This is a genomic window from Curvibacter sp. T50, from assembly GCF_057219955.1.
Genome location: NZ_JBXVVU010000001.1, coordinates 1,632,199 through 1,648,159, shown reverse-complemented (window position 1 = coordinate 1,648,159; position 15,961 = coordinate 1,632,199). Strand labels below are relative to the sequence as shown.

The following is a 15,961-nucleotide window of genomic DNA, read 5'->3' as shown; positions in this document are numbered from 1 at the left end:
AGTTGGTACCGGTGAACTGGGTTCGAGCTGAAAACTTCCGGATGGTTGGCAAACTGCTGGTGGTGGCTGTCGGCATGTTCGCTTTCGGCTACGCGCTGATCCCGATCTACCGTGCCATCTGTGAAGCCACCGGGATCAATATTCTGGCGATTTCGGAGCGTCAGTTACCCGGCAGTGGTCTCACGGGTAAGGATGCCCGTGTTCTTGGCAACAGCCAGATTGATCGCACTCGTCTGATCACGGTGGAGTTTGACGCCAACGCCCGGGGGCCCTGGGACTTCAAACCCGAGCGTCGCTCGATTCAGGTTCACCCCGGTGAACTCGCCACCGTGATGTACGAGTTTCAGAACGTTCAAAATCGCACCTTGGCGGCCCAGGCGATTCCGAGTTATGCCCCCAAGCAGGCGGCAGCGCATTTCAACAAACTTGAATGTTTCTGTTTCAACCAGTACACCCTGGCGCCCGGCGAAAAGAAACAGTGGCCGGTGGCGTTTGTCATTGATCCGCGCATCTCCAAAGATGTGACAACGATCACCCTGTCCTACACATTCTTCGAGGTCGGAGGCAAGACCCCCGCGGCACCCGTCGCGCAGGCCCCGACTTCCGCAGGCCGCTCATGAGCGCGAACCACCGACCCGATTTGCCCAAACCCAGCCTGATCCGTACGCTGGTGGCGGTATTGTGGTCGTTCTTCGGCGTCCGTAGCCGAAAGGAATTCAACCGGGACATGGCCCAGATCAACCCGATCCATCTGATGGTGGTCGGTCTGGTGCTTGCCATTGCCTTTGTCGCACTGCTGGTGGTCCTGGTCAATTGGATCGTCCGCCAGCCCATGACACTGTGAACCCTGACTTTTTCGCCAACCTGAGAACAAAATCTACTCCGGAAAACCCATGAGCTCAACCGCGCACGGCAGCACGCCTTATTACTACGTTCCGCATGAGTCCCGCCATCCTGTCATGGCATCGGTGGGCTTGTTCTTCGTGATTCTTGGCGCTGGCCAATGGGTCAACGGTTCGGAATGGGGGATGTACTCCGTTCTGGGGGGGCTGGCATGGTGGCTGGTTGTGCTCTATCAGTGGTTCAAGGACGCGATCGCCGAAAGCGAGGGCGGACTTTATGGCCACAAGATTGACCTGTCCTATCGCTGGAGCATGACCTGGTTCATCTTCTCCGAGGTGATGTTCTTCGGCGCGTTCTTCACTGCCCTGTGGTGGGCTCGTTCCCACAGTATTCCGGAACTCGGCAGCCTGGCCAATTCGTTGCTGTGGCCCGACTTCAAGGCGGCCTGGCCCAGCACCACTCCGGGTGCAACCACGTCTCCGGCCGGGATCGTCGAGCCCTTCCAGACGATGGGGCCGTTCTGGTTGCCGACCATCAACACCGCCTTGCTGCTGACGTCCGGGGTCACCCTGACCATTGCCCACCACGCACTGCAGGCGGGCAACCGCAGCAAGACGATCGCCTTCATGTGGATCACGGTAGCGTTGGGATTCGTGTTCCTGTGTGTCCAGGGCTACGAGTACTACCATGCCTATACCGACCTGAACCTGAAGCTCAACTCCGGCATTTTTGGTTCGACCTTCTTCATGTTGACGGGCTTTCACGGCTTTCACGTGTTTGTTGGCATGTTGATGCTGTTTTTCATCACACTGCGCCTGCAAAAAGGGCATTTCACCGCAGAGCGGCATTTCGGCTTTGAAGGCGCGGCCTGGTATTGGCACTTCGTCGATGTTGTCTGGCTGGGTCTTTACATCCTCGTCTATTGGATGTAGCCGGCGTGCCGACCACAAAAAAAGCGCCGTGAGGCGCTTTTTTTCTGAGTTCTTTCGAGGGAACGTTTGCCTCTTTACCTACCGGCTGGCGGGCAGTCCGGTCGGTTGGATATAGCCGAGCTTCCACGCAATCAATACACAGACAAACAAAAGAATCGAAAAGCCGACCCGAAATGCCAACGCATGGGCCATCCGGTTCTTGCGCCGATCGCCACTTGCCGGATCTCGACCACCCCGCATCATGTATATCAAAGCCACAGCCAGACTGCCGATAATCGCGACAAACGCAAGCGCTACGAGGACTTTCATGGGGAGCATTATCCGGTGAACCGCTACGGACTGGGCTGGCGATTCTGGCTTGTTTCCGCGGCGGCCGCCGCCGGTGTTGCCATCACGTCCGCGTTGGGTTTGTGGCAACTCGACCGGGCCGCGCAGAAAACCCGACTTCAGACAGCCATCGAATCACGGCTGACTCAACCTGCGGTGGACCAATTCGTCTTGCGGTCGACCCAGCCGCAGGAGCTGCAGCATCGCCGCGTGGTACTTCGGGGTGCCTGGCTGCCCGAAACCACGGTCTTTCTGGACAACCGCCAGATGAACGGGCGACCGGGCTTCTACGTGGTGACGGCCTTGAAGATCGCCGATTCATCCGAAGCGGTCCTGGTCCAGCGGGGCTGGGTGCCCCGCAATTTTGTCGATCGCACCGCCTTGCCCGCGGTGGCGACCCCACCTGGTCCGGTAATTGTTGAGGGCAGGGTGACCAGTGGACCGTCCCGGCTATATGAGCTGGCCCCCGCGCAATCGGGTCCGATCCGGCAAAATCTCGATATTGACGCTTACGCGGCGGAAATTCGCTGGCCGCTGTTGCCCTTGGCGATACTGGAAACCTCCGCGCAGCCCGATGGACTGCTGCGCCAGTGGCCGGTGGTCGGTACCGGGGTTGAAAAGCATCATGGTTACGCCGCCCAATGGTTCGGCCTGGCCAGCCTGATTGCCGTACTTTATGTCTGGTTCCAAATTGTCCGACGCATCCACACCCGCCCCCCAACGCCCTGACGAGCCCCTGGCCTTCACTGTCCATGCAATGCCGCTTCCGGAACAAATGGCCGACGCCGAGGCGCGCCGCACCCGCACCGGACGCTGGAAGATGCTGGGCATTTTGCTCATCTGCGCGGCCCCCGTCATTGCCTCATATTTCACCTTCTATGTGATACGGCCGGAGGGCCGGCGCGTATTCGGCGAACTGGTAGAGCCGGCCCGTCCGGTGCCTTTGGTGTCCGCGCGCACTCTGGATGGAGCGCCCAAGGCACTCGCCGACCTGAAAGGCCAGTGGTTGCTCGTCAGTGTCGCGGGCGGTGCCTGTGGCCCGGATTGTGAGCGGCACCTGTACCTGCAGCGGCAAATGCGCGAGGCGATGGGCAAAGAGAAAGAGCGAATCGACTGGGTTTGGCTGGTCTCGGACGACGCGCCGGTGGCCGACGCCTTGCGTCCCGCGCTGGCAAAGGCGACGGTGCTGCGTGTGCCGCCGACGGTCCTGGCGGCCTGGCTGCAGGCGGCGCCGGGCAAGAGTCTGCCCGATCACCTCTATGTGGTCGATCCGATGGGCAACCTGATGATGCGATTTCCCGCCGGGCTTGACGCCGCTGGAGCCGCCAAAGCCCGCCGGGACATCGACCGCTTGTTGCGCGCCTCGGCCTGGTGGGACAACGCCGGGCGCTGACCGACCATCATGGTGGAACCTGCTTTGTACGACCTGTCGCCCTTGGCGCGCCTGATGCTCACGGGCGTAGTCCTGGCGGCCGCTCCCCTGCTGTGGGTGTGGCTTCGTCACCGGGAACAAGAGCCTGCAGCGCGCTTGCGGGCGCTGACCTGGGTGACCTTGTTCCTGACCTTTGATCTGATCGCTTTTGGTGCATTCACCCGGCTGACCGATTCGGGCCTGGGCTGCCCCGATTGGCCGGGATGTTATGGGAGCGCGAGTCCACTCGGAGCCCGCGAGTCCATTCGGGCTGCCGAAGCTGCGCTGCCCACCGGGCCTGTGACGATTTCCAAGGCCTGGATCGAGATGATCCACCGCTACCTCGCAACCGCAGTCGGTGTCCTGATCCTGACCATGACGGTGGTGTCGTGGCACAACTGGCGTCAGGCTTGCCGATCGCCCATGGCCGAGCGGGCGGGGCCCAGCACCACCGGTGCCGGGTTACAAATACACCCCGCTTGGGCGACGGCGACCTTGGTATGGGTCTGCGTGCAAGGGGCATTCGGCGCCCTGACGGTGACCATGAAGCTTTTTCCCGCCATCGTCACGCTCCACCTGCTGGGGGGGCTGGGGCTGCTGTGTCTGCTGACCGTGCAGGCCGCACGATTGCAGGCATCCGGACACATCGCGCAGCCCTCCGGCAAGCCCCCGGTGGCCTTGGAGCCATCGTGGCTGCGCGCGGGAGTGGCCATCGTGTTGCTGCTGGTCGTGGTTCAGATCGCGTTGGGCGGTTGGGTCAGTACCAACTACGCCGTACTGGCCTGCACCGAGTTTCCGCGGTGTCAGGGAGTCTGGTGGCCGCCAATGAACTTCGCCGAAGGCTTCGAACTGTGGCGCGAGCTGGGCCATACCGCCGAGGGTGCACCCATCACGTTTGCCGCTCTGACGGCGATTCACATGGCGCACCGCCTCTTTGCCTCCGTGGTGGTGGTGGCCCTGCTGTTGCTGGCGGTCGTGCTGATTCGCTACCCCCGCCGTCGCGGGCAGGCCGTCGCGCTCGGCGCTTTGCTCAGCCTGCAACTGCTGACCGGCCTGTCCAATATCGTGCTGGGCTGGCCCTTGTTGGCGGCAGTCCTGCACACCAGCGGCGCGGCGGCCCTGATGGCCGTGCTGACCTGGGCCTGGGCCGCGCCGCAAACCGGCGCTGAGGCGATCAAGCCGGCCCCTCTGTTTCGCACATCTTGTCCCACATGAGTACCGAACTGTCCACCGCCGCCCCGCTGTCCGTGGTGCGCCAGTACTACGCCCTGACCAAACCCCGCGTGGTGCAGCTCATCGTTTTCTGCGCGCTGATTGGCATGGTGCTGGCCGTACCGGGCCTGCCTTCAGGGCCGGAGCTGACCCGCATGGCGATCGCCTCGGCCGGCATCTGGCTGGTAGCCGGCGCCGCGGCCGCCTTCAACTGTCTGGTCGAAAAGGGAATTGATGCCAAGATGCGTCGTACCGCCTGGCGACCGACCGCGCGGGGCGAATTGTCGGACCGTCAGGCCTTGCTGTTCTCCGTGGTCTTGTGTGGCCTGGGCTCGGCGGTTTTGTACTTTGGCGCCAATCCGCTCACCATGTGGCTCACGTTTGCCACATTCGTCGGGTATGCCGTGGTCTACACCGTCATCCTGAAACCGCTCACGCCACAGAACATTGTCATTGGCGGGGCATCCGGGGCGATGCCTCCGGTGCTGGGTTGGGCGGCGCTGACAAACGACGTGGGCCCTGAGGCGATGATCCTGTTCCTGATCATCTTTCTGTGGACACCACCACATTTCTGGGCCTTGGCGCTGTACCGGGTGGAGGACTACCGAAAATCCGGCCTGCCCATGTTGCCGGTGACCCATGGCAATGAGTTCACCCGTCTGCAGATCTTGCTGTACACACTGGTGCTGTTTGCTGCCTGCCTGTTGCCGTTTGTCATTCGCATGAGCTCCTGGCTTTACCTGGTGGTGGCGGTGGCTCTGAGTGTCGGATTCACCGCTTACGCGTTTCGGCTGTGGCGGCAGTACTCCGATGCCCTGGCGCGTAGGACGTTTCGCTTTTCGTTGATTCACCTGTCGGTGCTGTTTGCCGCACTGTTGCTTGACCACTACCTCCTCTGACGGGACCGAGCCATACGATGACTATAAAAAAGATAGCTTTACTGCACCTTTTTGCGCTGGGTATGGCCATTTTTTATGGGTGTACCGAGCCCAAGGCGGCCTTTCGAGGCATTGACATTACCGGTGCGGACTATGCCCGCGGGTTTTCCCTGCCAGACCATGACGGCCGCACCCGCACGCTGGCCGACTTCTCGGGGAAAGTCGTGGTGGTTTTCTTCGGTTTTACCCAATGTCCGGATGTCTGCCCGACGTCGATGAACGAACTGGCCGAGGTCAAGAAGCGCCTGGGCGCCGACGGCGAGCGGCTGCAGGGCCTTTTTGTGACGGTCGACCCCGAGCGGGACACGGCCACGGTGCTCAAAGCCTACATGGGCCACTTCGACCCCAGTTTCCTGGCGTTGATTCCCAGCCGTGATCAGCTTCCGGTGGTGGCCAAGGACTTCAAGATTTATTACAAGCGGGTCGAAGGCCAGACGCCGACCAGCTACACCATGGACCATTCGGCCGGAAGCTACCTGTATGACCCGCAGGGCCGGTTGCGCATCTACCACCGCTATGGCAGCGGTGCCGAGGCCCTGGCTGCTGATGCCCGCCTGCTGCTGGCGGGGCGCTGAACCGTAAACCAACCAGCCGGTCCGGTGGCCGGCCAGGGACAGACTGCGTCTTACTCGGCCTTGATCTGGCGTTCCGCAATGACTCGGCCCAGGGCCGCCGTGTCCGTCCTGATCCGGTTGGCCAAGCCCTGTGGGGACGTACCTGCCACCTGCCAACCTTGCTGAAACAGGCGCTGGCGTATGTCCTGCGTGCGAACGATCTCACCGAGGACTGCCGAAAGCCGGTTGCGTAGCGCCTCCGGCATGGAGGCGGGCGCCGCGACCGCGTTCCAGATCTCCAGGTGAAAGCCCCTCACGCCGGCTTCCGACAGCGGCGGCCATTCGGGTGCCAGCACGCTGCGTCCGGCCGAGGTGATTCCTATGGCGCGCAGTTTCCCGGCGCGAACCTGCGGCGCGGCCAACCCCGGCGGGAGCAGCGCCAGCTGGATCTGGCCCGCGATCATGGCGTTGACGACCTGTGGATTGCCGGGGTAGGGCACATGGACCGGCGCGATCCCGCTCAGCCCCTTGAGCCACTCCATGCCGATATGCGCCACCGTGCCAATGCCGGGCGAGCCATAACTCCAGCGATCCCCGGCGTCCCGTGCGGCTTTCAGGAAGGTCGGTGCCGATTCGCTGCCGGGGGTCGATACGGCGGCGGCCAGCAACAAAGGCGCCGTGCCGATCAGGCTGACCGGCGCCAGCTCGGTGAGCGGGTCGAAGCCCAAAGCGGGATTGAGCAGGCGGGCAATGGTCATGTTGCCGTTGATCAGTATCGCGAGGGTATGGTCGTCTGTGGCCTTGGCCAACAGGCCCGCCGCAAGATTGCCGCCGGCCCCGGGCCGGTTTTCGACCAGCACCGGTTGCCCCAGGACCCGGGTCAGCGGCTCCGCCAGGGCCCGCGCCGTCAGGTCCGGCGAAGAGCCTGCGGGAAACCCCACCAACAGGCGCACCGGCCGGGTCGGCCATTCCCGGGGGCTGACCGCCCACAAGGTGCCTGGACACAGGCTGGCGGTAGCAGCCCCAAGCGCTGCGGTCAATGTACGGCGGCGAACTATCGATGGCGGGTGGGTAGGCATCCGACGGGCTCCGGCAAGGTGGATACGGGCCGCTTGTGCAGCCGATGCTCGAATTATTGACGGGTTGGTGGCGTGTCCACCGACGGCGATGAATCCATCATGGCGGGTGTCGACCACGGAGCGGTGCTGAGGCCTCTGTGGCGGATCACCTTGCGGTCTTCGATCCGTATCGCACGGATTTCAGAAGCAACGCCATCCAGTACCGCGTCAGCGTTGGGCTCGGCCGCCGGCAGCATCTGCACTGCGACGTGAAACCGCAGGGTGTGGCCGCTCGCGATCAATGGGGAGGGCGCAAGCCCCTTGACCACGATGCGGGTGGCAATCTCGCGCACGGCGTCCTCCCGGATCGGACCTTCCAGCAGCAGGAAGAACAGGTTGGTGTCGGCACGCGCGGCCAGATCTACATCACCGATGATTCGGCGAAGGCGCGAGGCGGCCAATACCTGCGCGCGGTCCGACGCGTCGGAGCCGTTTTCCTTGACCAGGGTATCCAGATTTCCGATGCCCACGCCGATCAATGCCGCGAAATGGCCTTGTCGTTCGGCTCGGCGGATCGCGCTTTCCAGACGAAGCCGGAGAGTTTGCCGGTTGGCCAAACCGGTCAGTGCATCGGTGGTAACCAGTGCCTTGGCGCGCCACTGCCCCTCGGTGCGCCGTTGGGCGCGGATGACCAGGGCGTATAACAACAGGGGCGCTTCAAGTGCGGACCCGATGGTGAGGCCATAGCGTGTCAGGAAGCCCGAGGGCAGCAATCCCAGCGTCCGGGCAATCGGGAACAGAGCAAACACCACCACGGGTGCAATGCCCAAGGCAAGGAGCGGTGCGCCCGGGTCTTCGCCTCGGGCCCAGATCAGCGCAATCAAGCCCACGATCAGGCCCATCGACGCCAAAATCGAAAGGGAAACGATCTGGTAACTTGCGGCGGACGGTATCACCGCTTCCACCATCGCCATGCCCGACAGAGACACAATGGCGATCCAGACCAGCCGATCCAAAGCCTCGTAGTAACGTCGGGGTTCTGTAACGGTTCGCACAAACCACAGGCCGGCGGCGGAAGCCAGAGGCGGCAGGACAAAAGTTGCGCTTTTGGCCCAGGCTGGCCAGTCGGGCCAGAGATACTGGGCCCCGACGCCCAAGAGGGCGGCCTGTGTCAGGCCGAGAATCGCCACATAGACAGCATAGACCACGAAGTTGCGGTCATTCCACAGCGACGCGCCCATCAGCGCACCCATCAGAACCAGCAGCAGCAAACCGAAATGGGCGCCCAGCAGGAACTGTTCACGGTCTCGATGCACAGCCAGAGGCCGCTCTGCAATGAGGCGCATCGCGCCCGACATCGTCACGCGGGCATGTTCGATCCGCAGCCAATAGCGTACCGGGGCGTCTTCGCGCGGCTGGACAACCAGCGTAGGGAATCGACCGGGAAGTGGCCAGTCTGAAACCGCGCGGATATCACCGGCCTCCTGGAGTTGCCAGCGCCCCAGGCGATCAATGTGCCAGAGACTCACACGGTCCAGGCCGGATACCGCCAGTTCCAGGAACCAGCGGTTACCAGGCGCAGCCGGCGCGATCTCGAAGGTCAGCCAGAACGCCTTGCCATTGAGTGCATATTGGCTGTCGTCTTTCAGCGGCCACCAGGGCAACCCGGTGCGCCGGCTTGCGAGGTCTTGCGGCGTCAGCGCCTGGCCATCCTCGATCCAGAACAGCGCGCGATCTGTCAACACAATGCTTTCGTCCGAGGAGTCAAGCACAATCGGCGCACGCTCCTGCCCCGCTGCCGCGCAAGCCAGCAGCAGCCAGCAAGCGCCGATCAGCCATTGCCGCAGCAAGCTCGTCATGGCGGGCAGGTGTTGCATCCCTCGATTGTCGGCCCCGCCGTACATCGGTGGGTGGCGCCCCGTCAATCGGCTATCGCAGGCCGACAGACGGAAAGGCGGCCCCAATGCCGGGCCGCCGCAGGTGACGCTCAGCGCCAGTCAGACAGGGTTTTTTTCATTTTTTTCAGTGCTGCCGTCTCGATCTGGCGAATACGTTCAGCGCTTACCCCAAACTCCGCTGCAAGGTCGTGCAATGTCTGGCCTCCGGAGCCATCGTCGTTCACGTTCAGCCAACGTGCCTGCACAATCCGGCGACTGCGTTCGTCCAACTGCGCCAGCGCGGTCGTAACGCCGTCGCCAGCCAGCCGGTCACGATGGCGTGACTCCAGGATGGCGGTCGGCTCGGTGCGGGCATCGGACAGGAAGGCGATCGGGCCGAACGCCTTGTCGCCGTCCTCGCCGGGCGCGGGGTCCAGAACCACGTCGCCACCGGCCATGCGGGTTTCCATCTCGATGACGTCCTCCGGACGAACGTTCAACTCACGCGCCACGACGTCAATCTCCCGTGCGCTGAGCAGGTCACGATGGGTCTCGTCATCCAGTCCGGAATCGGCCTTGAAGGCCTGCTTCATCGAGCGCAGGTTGAAAAACAGCTTGCGCTGCGCTTTGGTGGTCGCCACCTTGACCAGGCGCCAATTGCGCAGGATGTACTCGTGAATTTCAGCGCGAATCCAGTGCAGCGCGTAGCTGACCAGCCGCACACCTTGGTCGGGGTCGAAGCGACGCACCGCTTTCATCAGGCCGATATTGCCTTCCTGGATCAGATCGCCCTGGGGCAGGCCATAGCCAAGGTACTGCCGCGACACCGACACCACAACCCGCAGGTGCGACAGAACCAGCCTTCCGGCCGCCTCCAGGCTGTTGGTCGCGCGAAGGTCTCGGGCGAGCGAGTCCTCTTCATCCGCCGTCAGCATGGGCATGCGATTCACCGCGGCGATATAGGCGTCCAGGTTGCCCAGCGGGGGCAAAACCATGGACGATTGCGACCAGGTCGCCGACAGGCTGGGCAGCGCCGTACTCGTCAGACCGTTCATGCAGGAATCCTCCTTGGTAATAGTTGAAATGTTAGCACTCCCTTGGATGGAGTGCTAAGACGGAAAGTTCCCGGTCACCCGGAGTGGGCTTCAGGTTCCTTTCGCTGTTGACACATTGAACTCAAAATGATCCTCACTGAGTTCTGAATCAGTTACAGAGCGACAACGCCTCAATCAATTTGTGCCCAAAGATGCATTGCCACGTTGAGTCATGCGTGCAGAAGCTGCTGCACATGGCAAGGCCAAGCTAACTACAAATCTACCCGTCGGAGACTCAAATCTTCTCCTGCCCATGAGTCTTCTGTTTGCCTTCCACACGCTTTGCCGCAGCCGCCAGCAGGGCGCGTGAATAGGCCAGGTGTAAACCCATGAGCGCTCTATATGACCGTGCAAGGCGGCCGCTATCTTCGCCGGGCACTTTGCGTGCCCGCACGCCTGAGCCAAAAAACAAACGAGTGCCACTGGCTGTGGGGGCGACCATCAGCCACGAACACGTCGCGCCGCTCAGATCGCGCATCAGAAGTTGGTGTTCGGTTCGTTCCTCCAGCCGCCAATAGGCGAAGCCTTGCCGCTCGCCGCGCGCCAAGGCCTGCGCCTGCGCGTCCTGCGACGGATACCCTGCCAACCGCAGCACTGCACGTTCGAGCTTGAACAGCCAAGTGGTGTAGAAGGCCGCGACATAGGCCTGCAAACTGACCTGGCCTGAAACGTCTATTGCAAATCCGTCCACGTGATCTACGGGCCCGGCTTGCCCCAAAAGTAAGCTGCGCTGCGGCAATTCCACCGGAACAACGGGCATACCTCACTCCTGATGGATTATTTAAACATACCGTAGAGTATTGTCTTGGTGCAACACCTGATCTACCCGGGGTGCTGTGGTCAGAATTTGCTCCACCAAGGCCAGCAGCGGCTCGCGCATGCCCACGCCTGCAGACAGGCGCAGGTTCTCCAGCCCAATCACCGCGGCATAAATGGCCACCGCAGCTTGGCTGATGGCCATGGGTGCCAAGCCTGCCGTCCGCAAGAACTCGCGCAAATCAGCCAATCGCTGTCGGTCTACCCGCTCAAGTGCAGCCCTAGCCAGCGGCTCTGCACGGCCCCACTCGCGAATCGCCGGCTCGATCGCATTGCCGCCGAACTCTTCGCTGGGTGTGATAGACACCTTTTCCACCAGAAGAAAGAGCTGATCGCGCGCAGAAAGCCCCGAGCTTCTTACTGCCGCCGTGATGTCGGTGGTGGCCAATTGCTCCCAAGTTTGGAGCATGGACAGCTTGAGCGCGGCGAGGTCCGCGAAGTGCCAATAAAACGAGCCTTTGGTTGCGCCCAGTTCGCGCGCCAAAGCCTCCACGCCCACCGCCTGCGGCCCGCTACGCGCCAAAGCGCGAAAGCCTGCAACCACCCAATCATCGGGCTGCAACTTGGTTCGTGCGACATGTTTGCCGCCGGCTGGCGCGGCTGAGTGAGCCATATTTTTTGACTTCCAATCAAGAGCAAGCGGAATGCTTTCGGCGATCATACCATACCTATAAGTATGGTAAATTTCAGTTTATGACTCAAGCCTCGCATCCATCCCAGCCACCCAACACGACCACTCGCTCGGCCAACCCTCAGCTATTGGCCCTGCTTCGCAAAACACATCGCTTCTCTGCCATGCTGCTGGGCGGCTTCGTCTTGCTGCACTTGGCCAACCATGTTGCCGGCTTGGCCGGGCAAGACGTGCACCGCAGTGTGCAACTGGCCCTGCGCTGGCTATACCAGGGCTGGCTGGAGCCGGTGTTACTTGCCACCTGCGCGATGCAGATCGCCACAGGCCTGCGCATGGTCTGGCAGCGTCGATCCAGCCTTTGGCGAATGGGCGCGCAGCCAATCAGCGGTGTGTATTTGGCGCTCTTCCTGAGCATTCATGTGTTCGCGGTGATACAGGCACGCTGGAGCGGTGTTGAAACCGATCTCGCTTTTGCCGCCGCAGGCATGCACGCGGGCGCATGGGCCTATTTTTTTGCACCTTACTATGGCCTAGCCGTCCTGGCTTTGGGGTTGCACATCTCTGTGCCCATTGGCCGCCGCCGCCCAAAAGCAGGCCACGCCATCGTGCTCGCATCCGCCCTGCTCGCCACAGCCTTGGTCGCCCTGCTGGCTGGATTGATCACGCCGTTGAGCATTTCGCCCAGTTTGATCCAAGCCTTTCCGCAGTAGAGCGCAACTCCCACGCATCCAGGGCATCGTTGATGCTTGGTCTCTTTTGGCCGGGGCCTGCGATTGCGCCGCAGGCGTGCGTCCCTGTTGATTTATTGCGTTTTGCCTCCAAACCCACACGCAGTCCACTGGCTCGAGGTATGGGTGTGAAGTTCCCGCGAATCTCAGGACCAGTCAGAGGTGGCGTTTGGAGAACGGTGTGAAACGGTACTGACTTGAGGCGCACGTGGAAACGCAAGCTAATGATTCAGCGGCGCTAGCTGTTCCGGACGCAAATCGAAACTACCAGAAGGACAGACCCTCAATGAATTCGTTTGTATTCGTCATGCGAACTTCCGGCGTATCGATTCTTGGGTAGTCTGGGTGTTGTCCGAATTGAAACTGGATGTGACGACGTACAATCCGGCGGCTTGCTTCTTGGGCGACCGTGAGGTTGTAGTCTGGGCGGTATTCTATGGCGTCCCAGACATTCTTCCGGTCGCCGATAGGAGTCGTTCTTCGGAAGTGATAGGGCCGAGGCTCGAAAGGTGTCGCGCCGACCGGGCACCTTAGTCAGAATCGGCAGGGTTCTTCGTTTTCCTGGCGTATCGGCCAGCACTGATATGGATATCCAACAAAAAGTCGCCGTAATTGGCCTTGGCTACGTAGGGCTCCCTTTGGCCGTTGAGTTTGGCAAGTCGCGAAAGGTGCTTGGTTTCGACATCAACCAATCACGGATTGACGAACTTCGCGCCGGGAGGGACAGTACCCTGGAGGTTTCCCCTGAAGATCTTCGGCTAGCGTCAGGCCTTGAGTACAGTTGTGATCGGAACGCCCTCGGCGAATGTGGGATTTTCATAGTCACGGTCCCAACGCCGATCGACAATGCGAATCGCCCTGACCTGACACCAGTCATCAAAGCAAGTGAAACGGTCGGCCGAGCCCTTAAGCCGGGCGCTTTGGTCATTTATGAGTCGACCGTCTATCCGGGATGTACTGAAGAGGTCTGTGTCCCGGTACTGGAGCGCGAATCGGGGTTGAGGTTCAATGAAGGTTTCTTCTGTGGTTACAGCCCCGAGCGGATCAACCCTGGTGACAAGGTAAACACGCTCACGACGATCAAGAAGATCACCAGCGGAAGCACGCCGGAGGTTGCAGACGCTGTCGATGCGTTGTACGCGAGCATCATCAAGGCGGGCACCTGGAAGGCAAGCAGTCTGAAAGTCGCAGAAGCGGCAAAGGTTATTGAGAACAGCCAGCGTGATCTCAACATAGCTTTCGTCAACGAACTCTCCGTTATTTTCGAACGTTTGGGTATTGACACAATCGAAGTACTGGAAGCGGCAGGTAGCAAGTGGAACTTTCTTCCGTTTCGACCTGGGATGGTAGGAGGGCACTGCATTGGTGTGGACCCCTATTATCTGACTCACAAGGCAGAGCAGGTTGGCTATCACCCGCAGGTCATATTGGCGGGGCGACGGATCAACGACAACATGGCGCACTATGCTGCGCGCAACGTCATACGAATGATGCTACGCAACGGAATCGACGTCGCTCGCAGCACTATCGGGGTAATGGGGATCACATTCAAGGAAAATTGCCCCGATATTCGAAATAGCAAGGTTGCCGATTTGGTCCGTGAACTCGAAAGCTGGGGTGCGAAGGTGGTGGTAACTGATCCCTGGGCCAATGCGGCCGAAGTCGAGCATGAATACGGTGTAAGGCTAGGGAGTATAGACGCCGACAATCGGGTAGATTCGATTATTGTGGCCGTAGGGCACCACGAATTTCGCGACCTGAGCCCGCAGGCGTTGAGAGGCCTGTGCCGCACTGATAAACCGGTGCTTGGCGATATGAAGTCTCTCTATGATCGCCATCGGGCGGCGCAGGCGGGTTTTACGGTCTTTCGACTCTGAAGCAGGGAAATCAAACGATGAAATTGAAAAATTACGAACCGATAACAGGTCGCAAAATCCGCATCGCCATTGTCGGCTGCGGAAGGATCTCAAAGAATCATTTTGGCTCGATTGAATCGCATGGCGATGATCTGCAATTGGTAGCAGTTTGTGATATAGATCGCCAGGTGCTTGATGACCATGTGAGCAAATACCAGGTCGCTGGCTATACCGACATGGAGCAAATGCTGCAGAACGAGCAGATTGACTTGGTGGCACTCTGCACTCCCAGTGGTCTTCACCCTGATCAGGCGATACTTGCTGCACGCCATAAAGTGCATGTGTTGACGGAAAAACCAATGGCCACTCGCTTTCATGATGGCGTGCGGATGGTTAAAGCCTGTGACGAAGCCGGCGTGAGGCTGTTCGTAGTTAAGCAAAACCGGCGCAACACCACGTTGCAACTGCTCAAGCGAGCCGTTTCTGAGAAGCGCTTTGGCAGAATCCACATGGTGCATCTGAACGTCTTTTGGACGCGCCCCCAGTCATACTACGATCAAGGAAATGGTTGGCGCGGCACCTGGGAGTTTGACGGCGGCGCATTCATGAACCAGGCAAGCCACTATATTGATTTGCTTGATTGGTTGATCGGACCTGTCGAAAAAATCCAGGCGATGACCAGTACAACTCGCGATATCGAAACCGAGGATACCGGGGTATTGAATATCAAATGGCGTCATGGCGCACTGGGTTCAGTGGCCGTGACCATGCTCACCTATCCGAATAACCTTGAGGGCAGTATCACCATCTTGGGTGAAACTGGCACAGTTCGGGTCGGGGGCGTGGCAGTTAATGACATTCAATTGTGGAAATTCGCTGAACCCAAGGACTATGACAAGGACATCCAGTCTGCCAATTACGAGACAACTTCAGTGTACGGGTTCGGACACCCGTTGTACTACCGCAATGTAGTCGACGTAATGCGCGGACAGGCGGAACCCGAAACAGACGGTCGAGAAGGCCTCAAGTCGCTGGAACTGTTGATTGGGGCGTACTTGGCCGCCCGCGACGGCAAGACCGTCAGTCTGCCTCTGGAGTACTGATGGGACCAAGCATTCATCCCACTGCAATCGTAGATGACGGTGCGCAGATAGGTGAGGGTAGTCGTGTCTGGCATTGGGTGCATGTCTGTGGCGGGGCGCGCATCGGACGGGGAGTTTCTCTTGGACAAAACGTCTTCGTCGGGAATCGGGTAGTCATAGGCGATCGATGCAAGGTGCAAAACAATGTGTCGGTCTATGACAACGTCACGATGGAAGAGGGTGTGTTCTGCGGGCCCAGCATGGTATTTACCAACGTTTACAACCCAAGGTCGCTGATCGAACGTAAGAACGAATACCGAGATACTTTGGTGAAACGAGGCGCAACACTAGGCGCCAATTGCACTATTGTCTGTGGTGTGACAGTTGGGGAATTCGCTTTCGTTGGCGCAGGCTCCGTGGTCAACAAAGACGTCAAACCCTACGCCTTGGTGGTCGGGGTGCCCGCACGCCAAGTTGGCTGGATGAGTGAACACGGCGAGCAGATGCCCTTGCCACTTCAGGGCGATGGCGTCTATCGTTGCCCGCACAGCGGCCAGACTTATCAACTGAATAATGACCGTATAGAGCGAGTTCAAGCATGA

At 60.4% G+C, this 15,961-nt stretch carries 18 protein-coding genes; 12 read left to right on the top strand and 6 right to left on the bottom strand.

Annotated elements, in window-relative coordinates; translation table 11 throughout:
* Positions 1–11: 11 nt before the first annotated feature.
* Genes AC2EBU_RS07830 through AC2EBU_RS07820 form a run of 3 tightly spaced genes read left to right on the top strand, consistent with a single transcriptional unit; the run spans position 12 to position 1,775 of the window.
* Positions 12–620 (top strand): cytochrome c oxidase assembly protein, encoded by a 609-nt coding sequence (locus tag AC2EBU_RS07830; RefSeq protein WP_484609798.1) that lies wholly within the window; start codon positions 12–14, stop codon positions 618–620.
* Positions 617–844, top strand: a complete 228-nt coding sequence (locus AC2EBU_RS07825; RefSeq protein WP_484609797.1) for a DUF2970 domain-containing protein — start codon at positions 617–619, stop codon at positions 842–844. The genes AC2EBU_RS07830 and AC2EBU_RS07825 overlap by 4 nt, the downstream gene beginning before the upstream one ends.
* Positions 845–893: 49 nt before the next feature.
* Positions 894–1,775, top strand: a complete 882-nt coding sequence (locus AC2EBU_RS07820; RefSeq protein ID WP_484609796.1) for a cytochrome c oxidase subunit 3 — start codon at positions 894–896, stop codon at positions 1,773–1,775.
* Between the two features lie 78 nt (positions 1,776–1,853).
* Here AC2EBU_RS07820 and AC2EBU_RS07815 read toward each other — a convergent pair whose 3' ends face one another.
* A complete protein-coding gene (locus tag AC2EBU_RS07815; RefSeq protein WP_484609795.1) occupies positions 1,854–2,084 on the bottom strand; it encodes a twin transmembrane helix small protein in 231 nt (76 codons plus the stop codon).
* A 15-nt stretch (positions 2,085–2,099) separates the two neighbouring features.
* On the opposite strand from AC2EBU_RS07815, the gene AC2EBU_RS07810 reads away from it, so the two are divergent.
* The 5 genes from AC2EBU_RS07810 (at position 2,100) to AC2EBU_RS07790 (ending at position 6,238) form a co-directional block, all read left to right on the top strand.
* Positions 2,100–2,831, top strand: a complete 732-nt coding sequence (locus AC2EBU_RS07810) for an SURF1 family protein (protein WP_484609794.1) — start codon at positions 2,100–2,102, stop codon at positions 2,829–2,831.
* Positions 2,779–3,495 carry an SCO family protein gene (locus tag AC2EBU_RS07805; protein ID WP_484609793.1) on the top strand — a complete coding sequence of 239 codons (717 nt, stop codon included), beginning with the start codon at positions 2,779–2,781 and terminating at the stop codon, positions 3,493–3,495. The genes AC2EBU_RS07810 and AC2EBU_RS07805 overlap by 53 nt, the downstream gene beginning before the upstream one ends.
* Positions 3,496–3,504: 9 nt before the next feature.
* Positions 3,505–4,728, top strand: coding sequence for a COX15/CtaA family protein (locus AC2EBU_RS07800; RefSeq protein ID WP_484609792.1), 1,224 nt, complete (start codon positions 3,505–3,507; stop codon positions 4,726–4,728).
* A complete protein-coding gene (gene cyoE / locus AC2EBU_RS07795) occupies positions 4,725–5,624 on the top strand; it encodes a heme o synthase (protein WP_484609791.1) in 900 nt (299 codons plus the stop codon). The genes AC2EBU_RS07800 and cyoE overlap by 4 nt, the downstream gene beginning before the upstream one ends.
* Positions 5,625–5,686: 62 nt before the next feature.
* A complete protein-coding gene (locus AC2EBU_RS07790; protein WP_484609790.1) occupies positions 5,687–6,238 on the top strand; it encodes an SCO family protein in 552 nt (183 codons plus the stop codon).
* A gap of 50 nt (positions 6,239–6,288) precedes the next feature.
* On the opposite strand, the gene AC2EBU_RS07785 is transcribed toward AC2EBU_RS07790, so the two are convergent.
* The 5 genes from AC2EBU_RS07785 to AC2EBU_RS07765 form a co-directional block, all read right to left on the bottom strand.
* Positions 6,289–7,296 carry a Bug family tripartite tricarboxylate transporter substrate binding protein gene (locus AC2EBU_RS07785; RefSeq protein ID WP_484609789.1) on the bottom strand — a complete coding sequence of 336 codons (1,008 nt, stop codon included), beginning with the start codon at positions 7,294–7,296 and terminating at the stop codon, positions 6,289–6,291.
* A 53-nt stretch (positions 7,297–7,349) separates the two neighbouring features.
* Positions 7,350–9,152 (bottom strand): sensor domain-containing diguanylate cyclase, encoded by a 1,803-nt coding sequence (locus tag AC2EBU_RS07780; RefSeq protein ID WP_484609788.1) that lies wholly within the window; start codon positions 9,150–9,152, stop codon positions 7,350–7,352.
* Positions 9,153–9,262: 110 nt separating this feature from the next.
* Positions 9,263–10,207: an RNA polymerase sigma factor RpoH gene (rpoH, locus tag AC2EBU_RS07775; RefSeq protein WP_484609787.1), complete on the bottom strand. Its 945-nt coding sequence runs from the start codon at positions 10,205–10,207 to the stop codon at positions 9,263–9,265.
* Positions 10,208–10,481: 274 nt separating this feature from the next.
* Positions 10,482–11,006, bottom strand: a complete 525-nt coding sequence (locus tag AC2EBU_RS07770) for a hypothetical protein (protein WP_484609786.1) — start codon at positions 11,004–11,006, stop codon at positions 10,482–10,484.
* 21 nt (positions 11,007–11,027) lie between these two features.
* Positions 11,028–11,723: a TetR/AcrR family transcriptional regulator gene (locus tag AC2EBU_RS07765; RefSeq protein WP_484609785.1), complete on the bottom strand. Its 696-nt coding sequence runs from the start codon at positions 11,721–11,723 to the stop codon at positions 11,028–11,030.
* Positions 11,724–11,755: 32 nt separating this feature from the next.
* On the opposite strand from AC2EBU_RS07765, the gene AC2EBU_RS07760 reads away from it, so the two are divergent.
* From AC2EBU_RS07760 to AC2EBU_RS07745, 4 genes are all read left to right on the top strand, one after another.
* Positions 11,756–12,403: a hypothetical protein gene (locus tag AC2EBU_RS07760; protein ID WP_484609784.1), complete on the top strand. Its 648-nt coding sequence runs from the start codon at positions 11,756–11,758 to the stop codon at positions 12,401–12,403.
* A 602-nt stretch (positions 12,404–13,005) separates the two neighbouring features.
* Entirely contained in the window at positions 13,006–14,298 is a 1,293-nt protein-coding gene (locus tag AC2EBU_RS07755; RefSeq protein ID WP_484609783.1) for a nucleotide sugar dehydrogenase, read from the top strand.
* A 17-nt stretch (positions 14,299–14,315) separates the two neighbouring features.
* Positions 14,316–15,380 carry a Gfo/Idh/MocA family protein gene (locus AC2EBU_RS07750; RefSeq protein ID WP_484609782.1) on the top strand — a complete coding sequence of 355 codons (1,065 nt, stop codon included), beginning with the start codon at positions 14,316–14,318 and terminating at the stop codon, positions 15,378–15,380.
* Positions 15,380–15,961 (top strand): acyltransferase, encoded by a 582-nt coding sequence (locus AC2EBU_RS07745; RefSeq protein ID WP_484609781.1) that lies wholly within the window; start codon positions 15,380–15,382, stop codon positions 15,959–15,961. The genes AC2EBU_RS07750 and AC2EBU_RS07745 overlap by 1 nt, the downstream gene beginning before the upstream one ends.